General features: G+C 72.5%; 14 protein-coding genes, 1 tRNA gene and 1 riboswitch. Of the genes, 10 read left to right on the top strand and 5 right to left on the bottom strand.

What is annotated here, in order from left to right; translation table 11 throughout:
• Nucleotides 1-94 precede the first annotated feature (94 nt).
• Nucleotides 95-865, bottom strand: coding sequence for an SDR family NAD(P)-dependent oxidoreductase (locus tag NWP09_RS07950; RefSeq protein WP_258274988.1), 771 nt, complete (start codon nt 863-865; stop codon nt 95-97).
• Between the two features lie 187 nt (nt 866-1,052).
• Nucleotides 1,053-1,131, top strand: a riboswitch (ZMP/ZTP riboswitch).
• 37 nt (nt 1,132-1,168) lie between these two features.
• On the opposite strand from NWP09_RS07950, the gene glyA reads away from it, so the two are divergent.
• Nucleotides 1,169-2,500 (top strand): serine hydroxymethyltransferase, encoded by a 1,332-nt coding sequence (gene glyA / locus NWP09_RS07955; RefSeq protein WP_309137107.1) that lies wholly within the window; start codon nt 1,169-1,171, stop codon nt 2,498-2,500.
• A complete protein-coding gene (locus tag NWP09_RS07960; protein ID WP_258274989.1) occupies nt 2,497-3,384 on the top strand; it encodes a bifunctional methylenetetrahydrofolate dehydrogenase/methenyltetrahydrofolate cyclohydrolase in 888 nt (295 codons plus the stop codon). Before glyA ends, NWP09_RS07960 begins: the two co-directional genes overlap by 4 nt.
• Nucleotides 3,385-3,432: 48 nt before the next feature.
• On the opposite strand, the gene NWP09_RS07965 is transcribed toward NWP09_RS07960, so the two are convergent.
• Nucleotides 3,433-3,927: an SRPBCC domain-containing protein gene (locus tag NWP09_RS07965; RefSeq protein WP_258274990.1), complete on the bottom strand. Its 495-nt coding sequence runs from the start codon at nt 3,925-3,927 to the stop codon at nt 3,433-3,435.
• Between the two features lie 62 nt (nt 3,928-3,989).
• The gene (locus NWP09_RS07970) at nt 3,990-4,529 is read right to left on the bottom strand and encodes a gamma carbonic anhydrase family protein (protein ID WP_258274991.1); all 540 of its coding nucleotides are present in this window, start codon (nt 4,527-4,529) and stop codon (nt 3,990-3,992) included.
• Nucleotides 4,530-4,559: 30 nt separating this feature from the next.
• Between NWP09_RS07970 and NWP09_RS07975 the strand changes: the two genes are divergently transcribed.
• From NWP09_RS07975 to NWP09_RS07985, 3 genes are all read left to right on the top strand, one after another.
• Nucleotides 4,560-4,949: a hypothetical protein gene (locus tag NWP09_RS07975; RefSeq protein ID WP_258274992.1), complete on the top strand. Its 390-nt coding sequence runs from the start codon at nt 4,560-4,562 to the stop codon at nt 4,947-4,949.
• Between the two features lie 22 nt (nt 4,950-4,971).
• Nucleotides 4,972-5,045: transfer RNA gene (locus NWP09_RS07980), tRNA-Leu, on the top strand.
• A gap of 114 nt (nt 5,046-5,159) precedes the next feature.
• Complete coding sequence (locus NWP09_RS07985; RefSeq protein WP_258274993.1) at nt 5,160-5,585, top strand: hypothetical protein; 426 nt, start codon at nt 5,160-5,162, stop codon at nt 5,583-5,585.
• On the opposite strand, the gene NWP09_RS07990 is transcribed toward NWP09_RS07985, so the two are convergent.
• The gene (locus tag NWP09_RS07990; protein WP_258274994.1) at nt 5,582-6,376 is read right to left on the bottom strand and encodes a LuxR C-terminal-related transcriptional regulator; all 795 of its coding nucleotides are present in this window, start codon (nt 6,374-6,376) and stop codon (nt 5,582-5,584) included. The genes NWP09_RS07985 and NWP09_RS07990 overlap by 4 nt on opposite strands.
• A gap of 150 nt (nt 6,377-6,526) precedes the next feature.
• Here NWP09_RS07990 and NWP09_RS07995 point away from each other — a divergent pair, with 150 nt between their 5' ends.
• Both NWP09_RS07995 and NWP09_RS08000 read left to right on the top strand, forming a co-directional pair.
• Nucleotides 6,527-7,495: a carbohydrate ABC transporter permease gene (locus NWP09_RS07995; protein WP_258274995.1), complete on the top strand. Its 969-nt coding sequence runs from the start codon at nt 6,527-6,529 to the stop codon at nt 7,493-7,495.
• 1 nt (nt 7,496) lies between these two features.
• A complete protein-coding gene (locus NWP09_RS08000; RefSeq protein WP_258274996.1) occupies nt 7,497-8,462 on the top strand; it encodes a carbohydrate ABC transporter permease in 966 nt (321 codons plus the stop codon).
• A 71-nt stretch (nt 8,463-8,533) separates the two neighbouring features.
• On the opposite strand, the gene NWP09_RS08005 is transcribed toward NWP09_RS08000, so the two are convergent.
• Nucleotides 8,534-9,913 (bottom strand): ABC transporter substrate-binding protein, encoded by a 1,380-nt coding sequence (locus NWP09_RS08005; RefSeq protein ID WP_258274997.1) that lies wholly within the window; start codon nt 9,911-9,913, stop codon nt 8,534-8,536.
• Between the two features lie 135 nt (nt 9,914-10,048).
• Here NWP09_RS08005 and NWP09_RS08010 point away from each other — a divergent pair, with 135 nt between their 5' ends.
• From NWP09_RS08010 to NWP09_RS08020, 3 genes are all read left to right on the top strand, one after another.
• A complete protein-coding gene (locus NWP09_RS08010) occupies nt 10,049-10,981 on the top strand; it encodes an aldose 1-epimerase family protein (RefSeq protein WP_258274998.1) in 933 nt (310 codons plus the stop codon).
• A 51-nt stretch (nt 10,982-11,032) separates the two neighbouring features.
• Nucleotides 11,033-11,629 carry a hypothetical protein gene (locus NWP09_RS08015; RefSeq protein ID WP_258274999.1) on the top strand — a complete coding sequence of 199 codons (597 nt, stop codon included), beginning with the start codon at nt 11,033-11,035 and terminating at the stop codon, nt 11,627-11,629.
• A 131-nt stretch (nt 11,630-11,760) separates the two neighbouring features.
• Nucleotides 11,761-12,127: ATP-binding cassette domain-containing protein (locus tag NWP09_RS08020; protein ID WP_258275000.1), on the top strand; the 367-nt coding region annotated here is incomplete at its 3' end.

Consider the following 12,127-nt stretch of genomic DNA (forward strand, 5'->3'; position numbering starts at 1 on the left):
GGGTGAGGCGTGGCCGGGTCGGGCGTGGCCGGGTGAGGCGTGGCCGGGTCGGGCGCGGCCGGCTCAGGCGCTGCCGGGCCAGCCGCGGCCGGGCTCAGCCGGCCGCCCAGCCGCCGTCGTTCGGGATGATCGCCCCGTTCACGTTCACGGCCGCGTCGGAGGCGAGGAACGCGATGAGGTGCGCCTGCTCGATCGGCTCGGCGTTGCGGAGCGCGCCCTGGTGGATGGGGCCGAGCGCGGCGAGGCCCTCGTGGTCGATGCCGCGCTGCACCTCCTCGGTCATCACGTTCGTCGCGACGCCGCCCGGGCAGATCGCGTTCGCGCGGATGCCCTGCTTCGCGTACATGTAGGCGGTGTTGCGCGTGAGGCCGACCAGCCCGTGCTTCGACGACGTGTAGGCGGCGCCGGCCGCGGCCCCGCGGATGCCGGCGGCGCTCGAGATGTTCACGATCGAGCCGGAGCCCTGCGGCAGCATCACCCTGAGCGCCGCCCGCGTCAGGTAGAACGGCGCGTTCAGGTTCACGCGCATGATGCGGTCCCACAGCGCGTCCTCGACGTGCGCGGCGCCCGCGAAGTGGTCCATGATGCCGGCGTTGTTGACGAGCACGTCGAGCCGCCCGTAGCGCTCGACCGCTGCGGCGACGACCGAGTCGGCGACGGCGACGTCGCCGATGTCCCCGATCGAGGCGGATGCGGTGCCGCCGGCGCCCTCGATGCTCGCGACGGTCTCGTCGGCGGTCTGGGCGATGTCGCTCACGACGACCTTCGCGCCGAGCTCGGCGAACAGCTGCGCGGTCGCGCGGCCGATGCCGCTGCCCGCGCCGGTGATGACGGCGACCTTGCCGGTGAGGTCGATGACGCTCATGCGTGCTCCTTCGGTGGGGGAGCGGCGCGCCCTCGCGCCGCGCGTCCTGCCTACCAGGTCGAGGCCGCGCGCGCCTCCCGTCGGCGATCGGCTGAGCGGATGCTCGGCGGCCGCCGAGCGTGATCGCGCGCGGCCCGCCCGTGGCCGGCCGACGCATCCGCCCCCGACCGCGCGCGCGGGCTACGATTGGAGCGGCCGTGACTGGCGCGATGGTGGAGCACCACCGGGGAGCGGCCGAGCAGTCGCCGCGCGCCTGGGCACCAGACCCTGCGACGCGCGCCCGCGCACAGCGAAGGAGCAACCGTGACCGACCGCCTGCCCTCCACGTTCACCTCGCCGCTCGCGGAGGTCGATCCCGAGATCGCCGCCGTGCTGCAGCTCGAGCTCGACCGCCAGCGCGACTACCTCGAGATGATCGCGAGCGAGAACTTCGTGCCCGTCGCCGTGCTCGAGGCGGCCGGCTCGGTGCTGACGAACAAGTACGCCGAGGGCTACCCGGGGCGCCGCTACTACGGCGGCTGCGAGCACGTCGACGTCGCCGAGTCGCTCGCGATCGAGCGCGCGAAGGCGCTCTTCGGCGCGGAGTTCGCGAACGTGCAGCCGCACTCGGGCGCGAGCGCGAACGCGGCGGTGCTGCACGCGATCGCGCGCCCCGGCGACACGATCCTCGGCCTCTCGCTCGACCACGGCGGCCACCTCACGCACGGCATGAAGCTGAACTTCTCGGGCCGCCTCTACGACATCGTCGCCTACGGCGTCGACGAGGAGACGAGCCGCGTCGACATGGACGAGGTGCGCCGCCTCGCGCAGGAGCACCAGCCGAAGGTCATCATCGCCGGCTGGTCGGCCTACCCCCGTCAGCTCGACTTCGCCGCCTTCCGCGCGATCGCCGACGAGGTCGGCGCGCTGCTGTGGGTCGACATGGCGCACTTCGCGGGCCTCGTCGCCGCCGGCCTGCACCCCAACCCCGTGCCGCACGCGCACGTCGTCTCGTCGACCGTGCACAAGACGATCGGCGGCCCCCGCTCGGGCTTCATCCTCACGAACGAGGCGGACATCGCGAAGAAGCTGAACTCGGCGGTCTTCCCGGGCCAGCAGGGCGGCCCGCTCATGCACGTGATCGCCGCGAAGGCGACGGCGTTCAAGCTCGCCGCGACCGACGAGTTCAAGGAGCGCCAGGAGCGCACGCTCCGCGGCGCGCAGATCCTCGCCGAGCGGCTCATGCAGCAGGACGTCCGGGACGCGGGCATCTCGGTGCGCTCGAACGGCACCGACGTGCACCTCGTGCTCGTCGACCTGCGCGACGCCGCCATCGACGGCAAGCAGGCGGAGGACCTCCTGCACGAGATCCGCATCACGGTGAACCGCAACGCCGTGCCGAACGACCCGCGCCCGCCGATGGTCACGAGCGGGCTCCGCATCGGCACCCCCGCGCTCGCGACGCGCGGCTTCGGCGACGAGGAGTTCACCGAGGTCGCCGACGTCATCGCGCTCGCGCTGCAGCCGGGCGCCGACCTGCCGGCGCTCCACGAGCGCGTCGCGCGGCTCGCCGAGGAGTTCCCGCTCTACCCCGGTGTCGGGCCGAGCGGCCAGCCGGAGGCGGTGCACGAGCTCGGCTCGAGCGTGCACGCATGACCGCGCAGATCCTCGACGGCAACCGCACCGCATCCGCCATCAAGGACGAGCTGCGCGAGCGCGTCGCGGCGCTGCGCGGCAAGGGGCTGACGCCCGGCCTCGGCACGCTGCTCGTGGGCGACGACCCGGGCAGCCAGTCGTACGTCAAGGGCAAGCACCGGGACTGCGCCGAGGTCGGCATCGAGTCGATCCGCGTCGACCTGCCCCACAGCGCGTCGAGCGCCGACGTGCGCGCGGCGATCGCCGACCTCAACGCCGCGCGCGAGGTGACCGGCTACATCATCCAGCTGCCGCTGCCGGCGGGCCACGACGAGCACGCGATGCTCGAGCTCATGGACCCGGCGAAGGACGCCGACGGGCTCCACCCCGAGAACCTCGGGCGGCTCGTCCTCGGCGTCGACGGGCCGATCGACTCGCCGCTGCCGTGCACACCCGCGGGCATCGTGCAGATGCTGCGGCGCCACGACATCGGGATCGCGGGTGCGACGGTCGCGATCGTCGGCCGCGGGCTCACCGTCGGCCGCCCGCTCGGGCTGCTGCTCACCCGCAAGGGCATCGACGCGACCGTGACCCTCTGCCACTCGCGCACCCCCGACCTCGCCGCGCAGGTGCGCGAGGCCGACATCGTCGTCGCCGCCGTGGGCGTCCCCGGGCTCATCAAGCCCGACTGGGTGAAGCCCGGCGCCGCGGTGCTCGACGTGGGCATCACGCGCGGGCTCTCCGCCGAGACCGGCAGGGTCAAGCTGCTCGGCGACGTCGACCCCGGCGTGCGCGAGGTCGCCGGCTGGCTCTCGCCCGTGCCGGGCGGCGTCGGCCCGATGACGCGCGTCATGCTGCTCGACAACGTCGTGCAGATGGCCGAGAAGGCGGTGCGCTCCCGCTGACGCGCGAGCGGGTCGCCGCCGCGGTTCGCGGGCCGCAGCGGGGCGCGCTCAGCGCGTGTACGCGTCGCGCAGCGCCGGGTAGTAGTCGTCCCACTCGGGCATCGGCTGCCCGGCCAGCGCGGCGACGAGCCGGTCGAGGTACCACTCCCAGCCCGGCCCGATCTCGGGCAGCGCCGCGAGCGCGACGTCGTGGTGGGTGAAGCGGATGGTCGTGCCCGAGCCGGGCTCGTGGCCTCCGTCGATGAGCTCCACCTCCAGGCTCCACGACCCGTGCTCGTCGTTCGTGAGCACCGCGAGGTGCTCGGGCGCCTCGCAGTCGAGGATCTCGACGGCGATCGTCGCCTCGCCGTCCTCGGCGGTCATCGAGACGACGACCTCACCCGCGTCCGGGTCGCCCGCGTAGCCGCCGAACCACGTGCCGAGCTCACGCGACTCGGCGAAGTACGGCCACACTGCGATCGCGTCGTGCGGCACGCGCCGCTCGAGCGTGAGCTCCGCCGTCTCGCCGTGCTCGCTCACGGCGCCCGTCGCCTCGATCGCCATGCCGCTCCCTCCGACGGGCCGAGCCTACGCATCCGCCGACGCCGCCCGCTAGGGCAGCGGGCTCAGCGGTGGCCGAGGGCGTCGACGTAGAGGCGGATGCGCTGGGCGTACGTCTCGGCGTTGCGCGCGATCGCGCGCCGCTCGTCCTCCGTCGTCTCGCGCCGCACCTTGCCGGGCACCCCGGCGACGAGCGAGCGCTCCGGGATGACGGTGCCCTCGGTGACGAGCGCGCCGGCGGCGATGATGGAGCCGGTGCCGACGACCGCGCCGTTCATGACGGTCGCGTGCATGCCGATGAGCACGTCGTCCTCGATCGTGCAGCCGTGCACGACCGCGTTGTGGCCGATGGAGACGCGCGCGCCGATCGTGAGCGGCGAGCCGTGGTCCACGTGCAGCGAGCAGTTGTCCTGCACGTTCGAGTCGTCGCCGATCCGGATCCGCTCCTCCTCGGCGCGGAGCGACGCCCCGGGCCAGATCCCGACCCTGTCACCGAGCGAGACGGCGCCGGCGATGACGGCGCCGGGCATGACGAGGCCGGTCTTCGGCAGGTGCGGCACGCGGTCGGGCAGCGGGATGATGGTGGCGCGCTCGTGGACGGTCATGGCGTCAGCGTACGCGCGTACCGTGGGCGCATGAGCACGGCACCGGGCAGGATCGACAGCCTCGCACCGCACCAGGTCTTCGTCTTCGGCTCGAACGCTGCGGGCGCCCACGGCGGCGGCGCCGCGCGGCTCGCGATGGAGCGCTTCGGCGCCGTGTGGGGCAAGGGGCACGGCCTCCACGGCCAGTCGTACGCGATCGACACCATGAGCGGACTCGCGACGATCGGCTCCGAGGTGGCGACGTTCCTCTCCTTCGCCGCCGAGCACCCCGAGCTCGAGTTCCTCGTCACCGAGATCGGCTGCGGCATCGCGGGGTACCGCCCCGAGCAGATCGCGCCGCTCTTCCGCGGCGTGGGGCGCAACGTGCGCCTGCCCGAGCGGTTCGCGGCGCTCCTCGAGGGCGGCCCGGGCGTACGGTGAGGACGGGCGCCGAGGCGCCCTCGCCCCCGTAGCCCAACCGGCAGAGGCAGCGGACTTAAACTCCGCGCAGTCTGGGTTCGAATCCCAGCGGGGGCACCGATGCGGCCGTGCGCAGCGCATACGCACCATTGCGCATTCCGCGGCCGCGGGCGCCTCGCGAGACTCGGTGCGACCGGGAGACCCCAGCTCCCGGCGGAACGAGGAGGATCCATGAACGCCGCTGCACCCGTCGGCCGCGCCACCGCGACCGTCGCGCTCGCCGTCGCCCTGACGATGATCGGGGCCACCGCGGCCTCGGCGCACCACTGCTACAAGGACGAGTGGGCCGACGCCGCCTACCAGCACCACCTGCGCGGCGGCACGCCGTGGGTGCCGCTCAGCGACCTCGGGGCGCAGTTCCTGATCCCGCCGGAGCTGCAGGACGACTGCGGCTACGTCGCCGACGAGGTCGTCGCCGACTTCATGGCGGACTACGGGCTGCAGCAGGAGCCGCTCATCCACACGCGCGCGACCGTCGGATCGGGCGCCGCGTACCAGGGCAAGGATGTCCGTCCGTTCAGCTACCTGACGGAGGAGCAGTTCGGCGTGCTCACGGTGAGCATGATGGACGCCCTCGCGGTCTGCGCGGCAGGCTAGGCCCCGATCCGTCCGGGCTCGCGCGCGGGCGCGGCCTCCTCCCCGGCAGGTGGGGCCGGGAGGAGGCCCGCCCGTTGCGCCGCGAGCACGGCGCCGAGCCGATCGCGGGCGCCGAGCTTGCGGTACAGGTGCTCCTGGTGCTTCTGCACCGTGCGCGGCGAGACGCCCAGCCGCGCCCCGATCGAGGCGGCGGTGCCGCCGCGATGCACGAGGTGCAGCACCGCGAGCTCGCGAGGCGTGAGCGCCGGCGCTCCCGCATCCTGCTGGGTGCCTGCCCGCTCGACGATCCTCGCGAGCAGCTCCACATGCCGGTCGAGGCCCTGCACGAGGGCCGCGTGCTCGACCAGGGGGCGCAGCTGGAGCCGGCTGATCGGGTCGGGCGCGATGAGCGACCAGCCGTCGTACTCGCCCGCGCTCGGCATCGCGGCCGCGATCTGGTGCACGGAGATGCGCAGCTCGACGAGGATCCGGCGCGCCTCCTCATGCAGCGGCCAGCCTGCGGCGATGACGTCCTCGAGGCGTGTCGGGCGGGCGTCGCCCGTGTGGACGCGATAGCGGTACAGCGGGTGCTCGCGGATCTGCGCCGCGCTCGGCAGCAGCTCGGCGGGCGGCCGGAAGCCGTGCCCGTGGATGCGCAGCACGGCGTCGGGCCGGCCCCGCCGCACGCTCACGCGCGTCGCCATCTCGGTGCCGGTCGACGCGAGCAGCGCCTCGGCGAGCAGGGTGCGGGCGGCGCGGACGTCCGGCTCGTTCAGGACGTCGGCGACGACGCCCGGGATGCTCCGCGGCATGCCGCGAAGCCTAGGCGGCGGACCGCCGCGGGGGAAGAGGGGGCCTTCGGGGAGAAGCGCTTCTATGCAGGACTCAGAGAAGTGGACTAGAACCGCTTCTCAAGGGGTACAGGTCGCGCGGCAGCGATCGCCCCCGATGGAGGGGGTCGCATGACCAGCACAGCACCGGCGGTGTCCCGGGATCCAGGGGGCCGCGCGCGCCGACCGCGCAAGCAGCGGATGACGTCGCTCCGGCGCAAGGAGGCGATCGCCGGCTACCTCTTCATCTCGCCGTGGATCATCGGCTTCCTCGTGTTCACGCTCGGGGCGATGGTCTACAGCCTCGTGATCTCCTTCAGCTACTACCAGCTCGCGACCGACACGGCGCGCCCTGCCGGCTTCGCGAACTACGAGCGGCTCTTCGAGGACCCGAAGGTCATCGGCTCGCTGAGCAACACGCTGTTCTACGCGGTGCTCGCCGTGCCGTTCGAGATCGTGCTCGCGCTCGGCCTCGCCATGCTGCTCAACAGCGTGCGCAAGGGCGCCGGCTTCTTCCGCACCGTCTTCTACCTGCCGAAGATGACGCCGACGGTCGCCACCGCATCCATGTTCCTGCTGCTCCTGAACGGCAACCAGGGCGCCATCAACCGCGGCCTCGCGGCCATCGGGATCGAGGGGCCGCAATGGCTGCTCGACCCCGACTGGGTGAAGCCGTCGATCGTGCTCATGACCCTGTGGGGCGTGGCGGGCACGATGGTGATCTTCCTCGCGGCGCTGCAGAACGTGCCGACCGAGCTCTACGAGGTGGCCGAGGTCGACGGCGCCGGCCCCCTGCGGCGGTTCTGGAACATCACGCTGCCGATGATCTCGGGCGCGCTGTTCTTCAACGTGCTCGTGCTGACGATCGCGGCGTTCCAGGTGTTCGACCAGGCCTACCTGCTGTTCCACCGCGACACCGTCCAAGGGGCGTCGGATGCGTCGCTGTTCTACGCGATCTACCTGTTCCAGCAGGCGTTCCGGCAGTTCGACTTCGGGTTCGCCTCCGCCATGGCGTGGCTGCTGTTCATCATCATCGTCGCGATCTCGCTCATCCAGGTGAAGGTCGGCAACCGATTCGTCTACTACGAGAGCGAGCGCTGAGATGGCCACGCAGACACCGGTGCACACCGTCCAGGCGGCCGCGGCCGCAGCCGAGGTGCCGAACGAGCGCGTGCGGAGGCGCCGCAGGCCGACGTTCGGCGACGCGCGCGGTCAGGCGCTCACGCCCATGGGGTGGGTCGGGCAGATCGTGCGGTGGGTGCTGCTGCTCATGTTCGCGGCGCTCTTCATGTACCCGCTCGTGTGGCTCATCGCCGCGAGCCTCAAGCCGAGGGGCCAGGTCTTCGACAACAAGCTCATCCCCGACACGATCGTGCCCGAGAACTACGCGGTCGCGTTCGAGGAGATGCCGCTCGCCAACTGGATCGGCAACAGCATCTTCATCGCGGTGCTCGCCGCCGTGCTCGTGGCGATCTCGAGCTCGCTCGTCGCGTTCGGGTTCGCGTACTACCGGTTCCCCGGGCGGGGTGTGCTGTTCGGCGTCGTGCTCGCGACGATGATGCTGCCGGGTGCCGTGACGCTCGTGCCGCAGTACCTCATCTGGAACCAGCTCGGCTTCGTCGGCACCCACGTGCCGCTGTGGGGCGCGAACCTGTTCGGCTCGGCGTTCTACATCTTCCTGCAGCGGCAGTTCTTCCTCGGCCTCCCGCGGGAGCTGTTCGAGGCGGCGAAGCTCGACGGCGTGAGCGCGTGGGGCCAGTTCTGGCGGATCGCGATGCCGCTGTCGGTGCCGTCGTTCGTGATCATCCTGCTGTTCGAGTTCCAGGCGAGCTGGAACAACCTGCAGGCGGCGCTCATCTACCTCAACACCGGGTCGCAGGAGGGCTACACCGTGCCGCTCGGCATCGCGAGCGCGATGACGAAGTACAGCCCCACCGCGGGCGGCCAGGGCGACTACCAGTACGTGATGGTCGCCGCGGTGCTCGTGACCATCCCGATGCTCATCCTGTTCGCGTTCGGGCAGCGCTCGTTCATCACGGGCATCGCCACGACGGGTCGGAAGGGCTGACGACCCCCATCCCGCCGGCCCACGGAAGAGGGGCGCCCGACCTCGGTCGAGCGCCCCTCCGTCGTGCTGGGCTACTGCCCCCCGGCCACCTGCTCGTGGGCGCGCATCGCCGCCTCCTGGGCCTGCGCGAGCGCCTCCTGCGCGCTCGACTCGCCCAGCAGCGCCGACGTCACCGCGTTCTGCAGCTCCGACTGGATCTCCTGACCGGCCGGCGAGGCGCCGTACGACTCGCCCTCCGCAGCGACCTCGTAGTAGGTCGAGATCACGTCGTCGAAGCCGGCGAAGCCCGCCGCGTCGGCGAACTGCTCGCGGAGGTCCTGGTCGACCTCCGGCGAGCCGGTGAACAGGCCCGTGTTGATGCCCTGCCGCTCCGGGTTCGACGCGGTCGTCTCGGCGCGCGCCTCGCCGGCCGCCTGCCAGGCCTCGGGCGACGTGAGCTCGAGCGCCCACGCGCAGGCCGCCGACGGGTTCTGCGCATTGGTCGGGATGACGAACGCCTGCCCGGCTGCCGCCGTGATGGGCTCGCCGTCCTGCGCCATGAGGGGCACCGCGCCGATCTCGATCTCACCCGCGTACGCTGTCAGCACGTTCGGGTACCACTGGTCCCAGACCGCCGCGCCGATCGTGTCGTTTACGAAGGAGTTGCCGTCGCCGAAGACGTCGAACGAGTCGAGGAAGCTCTTCACGTTCGCGTAGCCGCCCTGGGCGTCGTAGATCTCCTGCAGGAACTCCACCGCCTCCACGTTCTCGGGCCGGTCGAGCGTCGGGAGCCCCTCGTCGTCGATGATGCCGCCGCCGAAGCTCATCATCCACAGCGCCGCCTTCGAGACGCCCTGCGGGTCGAAGCCGATCCGCGTCGGCGTCGAGCCCTCGAGCACCGTCATGCGCTCGATCGCCGACATGAGCGCGTCAGGGTTCGAGGGATCGATCTCGGCGTCGGTGACGCCGGCCTCGCCCAGCACGCGCTCGTTCAGCAGGATCGCGGGCGGCTGGTAGAACTGCGGCACCGCCCAGACCGCGTCGTTCCAGGTGACGTCGTCGACGACCTGCTCGTACCAGCGGTCGTCGGGCGTGACCTCGTGGGCGGCGAAGCACGCGTCGAGGGGCTGGATGAGCCCCTGCGCGGCGTAGGTCGCGACGAAGTTGCGGTCCATCTGCACGACGTCGGGCACCTGGCCGGACGCCGCGAGCGTCGTGAACTTCTGCGCGTCGAACGCGGTCGCGTCGAGCTCGACCGTCGTGTCGGACTCGCCGAGCACCTGCTCGGCGTGGTCGAGCCGCGCCTGGCCGACGTCGTCGGCGTTCTCGAAGCCCCACGCCTTGACCGTCCCGGAGTACTCGGCCGAGAACTCCGCCGCGTCCGGCGCGCCCGCGTTCCCGCCGCCGCACGCCGTGAGGGCCAGCGCCGCCGCAGCCGCCGCGGCGACCGCGCCCATCCTTCTGCTCGTCATAGCACTGCCTTTCGAACCGTCCCGCAACCGGGGGCGGCCGGCACAGCGCCGGGCCGCTCGTGGTCGGAACATACACCCGGTTCTCTGAGAACAGGGGGACACCGAGGAGAAGTGCTCGTCTTCTATGCTCGCGGCATGCGCCCGCCCACAGGACAGCAGTTCACGATCTCGCGCGATGTCGACGGCAGACGGATGCGCGCGACGGTCACCGAGGTCGCCGCCGGTCTGCGGGAGCTGACGCTCGAGGGCGTCGACCTCGTCGAGCCGTTCGCCGAGGACGCCCGGCCGGCGAAGGCGCAGGGGATCGTGCTCGCGCCGTGGGGCGGCCGCGTCGCGGGGGGCGACTGGAAGCTCGACGGCGAGACCCAGCGGCTCGCCGTCACCGAGCGCGACAAGGGCAACGCGAGCCACGGGCTGCTGCGCTTCAGCCCGTACCGGCTGCTCGACCAGAGCGAGTCGCGCGTGCTGCTGCAGGCCACGATCCACCCGCAGCCCGGCTGGCCGTTCCTCATCGACACGTTCGTCGCGTACGAGCTCACCGACGACGGCCTCGCCGTCACGCACGAGGCGATCAACGCCGGCGCCGAGCGGGCCCCGTGGGCGTGCGGCGCGCATCCGTTCCTCGCCGTCGGGGCGACGCCCGCCGAGCGGCTCACGCTCACCGTGCCGGCGGCGCGGGCCTTCAACGCCGTCGACCTGATCCCGACGGATGAGACGCTCGTCGACGCGATGGACGCGTCGGCGCCGGATCTGCGCGGCGGACGCCTCCTCGCGGAGCTCGACATCGACCACAACTACGCCGGGCTCGAATTCATCGACGGCATCGCGACATCGACCCTCCTCGACGAGCAGGGGCGCGGGGTCGAGCTGTGGCAGGACGCTGCCTTCCCGTACGCGGTCGTCTTCACGCCGCGGGAGTTCCCGGCCGTCGACGGGCCGCGCCACGCCGTGGCGGTCGAGCCGATGTCGGCACCGGCCAACGCCCTGAACTCCGGGCACGGGCTCGTGTGGCTCGAGCCGGGGGAGTCGTGGCGCGGCCGGTGGGGCATCGCGCCGGTCGGGATGTAGCGCCCAGGGCACTCCCACGGGGCTTCCACCCGCCGCGGCTAGCGTCGCGGCATGGCCATCCGCACCCGCTCGAGGACCCCGCTGCTCGCCGCGCTCGCCGTCTCCGGCGCACTCGCGCTCGCGTCCTGCAGCGCAGGCGCCCCGAACCAGCAGCCGCAGCGCTCGCCCGAGCCCGTCGCGACCTCGGCCGCGCCGATGGCGAGCGGTGACCCCAGCACCGACCCGAGCGCGTCGGCCGGCGGGGTGGAGGGCTTGAGCGCGGCGCTCGCCGCGATCGAGCTCGCCGAGAGCGCGACGGGCGCCGTCGCGTTCGAGATCGACGACCAGGACGACGACCGGGCGTGGGAGGTGACGCTCGCCGACGGCGAGCGGCAGCTGACCGTCATCGTGAGCGGGGACGGCTCCCAGGTCGTCTCGACCGCGGAGGACGACGAGGTCGACGCGGCCGATCGCTCGGCGCTCGACTCGGCGCAGGTGGCGATCGCCGAGGCGATCGAGACCGCTGCCGACGAGGTCGGGGACGGCGCGGCGTTCGACGACGCGTCGCTCGAGGACCACGGCGGCGACTCGCAGGCGTGGGAGGTGTCGTTCGAGGACGAGACCGACGTGATGGTGTCGATCGAGGACGGCTCGGTCCTCCGCGACTGACCGGACGCGCGGGTCGCAGGCAGCCTGCCACTCCGCGCGCGGCGGGCGAGCATGCCGCCACCCGTTATAGTTGTGCGCGGTACAACAATTCCGGGCGGTCGGGTCCCCCGGTGATGGGACATCGACGGATCATGCTTGCGAGCGGCGCGCCCATCATCGAGCTCGCCGGGGTGACGAAGCGCTACGCGGGCGAGCGCGGCGCCCGCCCCGCCCTCGACGGCATCGACCTCGCCATCCGGCGCGGCGAGGTGTTCGGGGTGATCGGCGAGAGCGGTGCCGGCAAGTCGACGCTGCTGCAGCTCATCGCGGGGCTCGAGCCGGCTGATGCCGGCAGCGTCACCGTCGCGGGACGCGACGTCGGCACGCTCGGCCGACGACGGATGCGCGAGCACCGTCAGGAGATCGGCGTGCTCTTCCAGGGCATCCACCTGCTCAGCAGCCGGACGGTGCGCGCGAACGTCGCGCTCGCCCTGCGCCTCGGGCCGCGCGCCGCGCGCC

This window comes from Agrococcus sp. HG114 (assembly GCF_024723325.1).
GTDB lineage: Bacteria > Actinomycetota > Actinomycetes > Actinomycetales > Microbacteriaceae > Agrococcus.

Coding starts and splice junctions, on each gene's coding strand:
- NWP09_RS07950 (WP_258274988.1), bottom strand. CDS start 865: ATGAGCGTCATCGACCTCACCGGCAAGGTCGCCGTCATCACCGGCGCG.
- NWP09_RS07960 (WP_258274989.1), top strand. CDS start 2,497: ATGACCGCGCAGATCCTCGACGGCAACCGCACCGCATCCGCCATCAAG.
- NWP09_RS07965 (WP_258274990.1), bottom strand. CDS start 3,927: ATGGCGATCGAGGCGACGGGCGCCGTGAGCGAGCACGGCGAGACGGCG.
- NWP09_RS07970 (WP_258274991.1), bottom strand. CDS start 4,529: ATGACCGTCCACGAGCGCGCCACCATCATCCCGCTGCCCGACCGCGTG.
- NWP09_RS07975 (WP_258274992.1), top strand. CDS start 4,560: ATGAGCACGGCACCGGGCAGGATCGACAGCCTCGCACCGCACCAGGTC.
- NWP09_RS07985 (WP_258274993.1), top strand. CDS start 5,160: ATGAACGCCGCTGCACCCGTCGGCCGCGCCACCGCGACCGTCGCGCTC.
- NWP09_RS07990 (WP_258274994.1), bottom strand. CDS start 6,376: ATGCCGCGGAGCATCCCGGGCGTCGTCGCCGACGTCCTGAACGAGCCG.
- NWP09_RS07995 (WP_258274995.1), top strand. CDS start 6,527: ATGACCAGCACAGCACCGGCGGTGTCCCGGGATCCAGGGGGCCGCGCG.
- NWP09_RS08000 (WP_258274996.1), top strand. CDS start 7,497: ATGGCCACGCAGACACCGGTGCACACCGTCCAGGCGGCCGCGGCCGCA.
- NWP09_RS08005 (WP_258274997.1), bottom strand. CDS start 9,913: ATGACGAGCAGAAGGATGGGCGCGGTCGCCGCGGCGGCTGCGGCGGCG.
- NWP09_RS08010 (WP_258274998.1), top strand. CDS start 10,049: ATGCGCCCGCCCACAGGACAGCAGTTCACGATCTCGCGCGATGTCGAC.
- NWP09_RS08015 (WP_258274999.1), top strand. CDS start 11,033: ATGGCCATCCGCACCCGCTCGAGGACCCCGCTGCTCGCCGCGCTCGCC.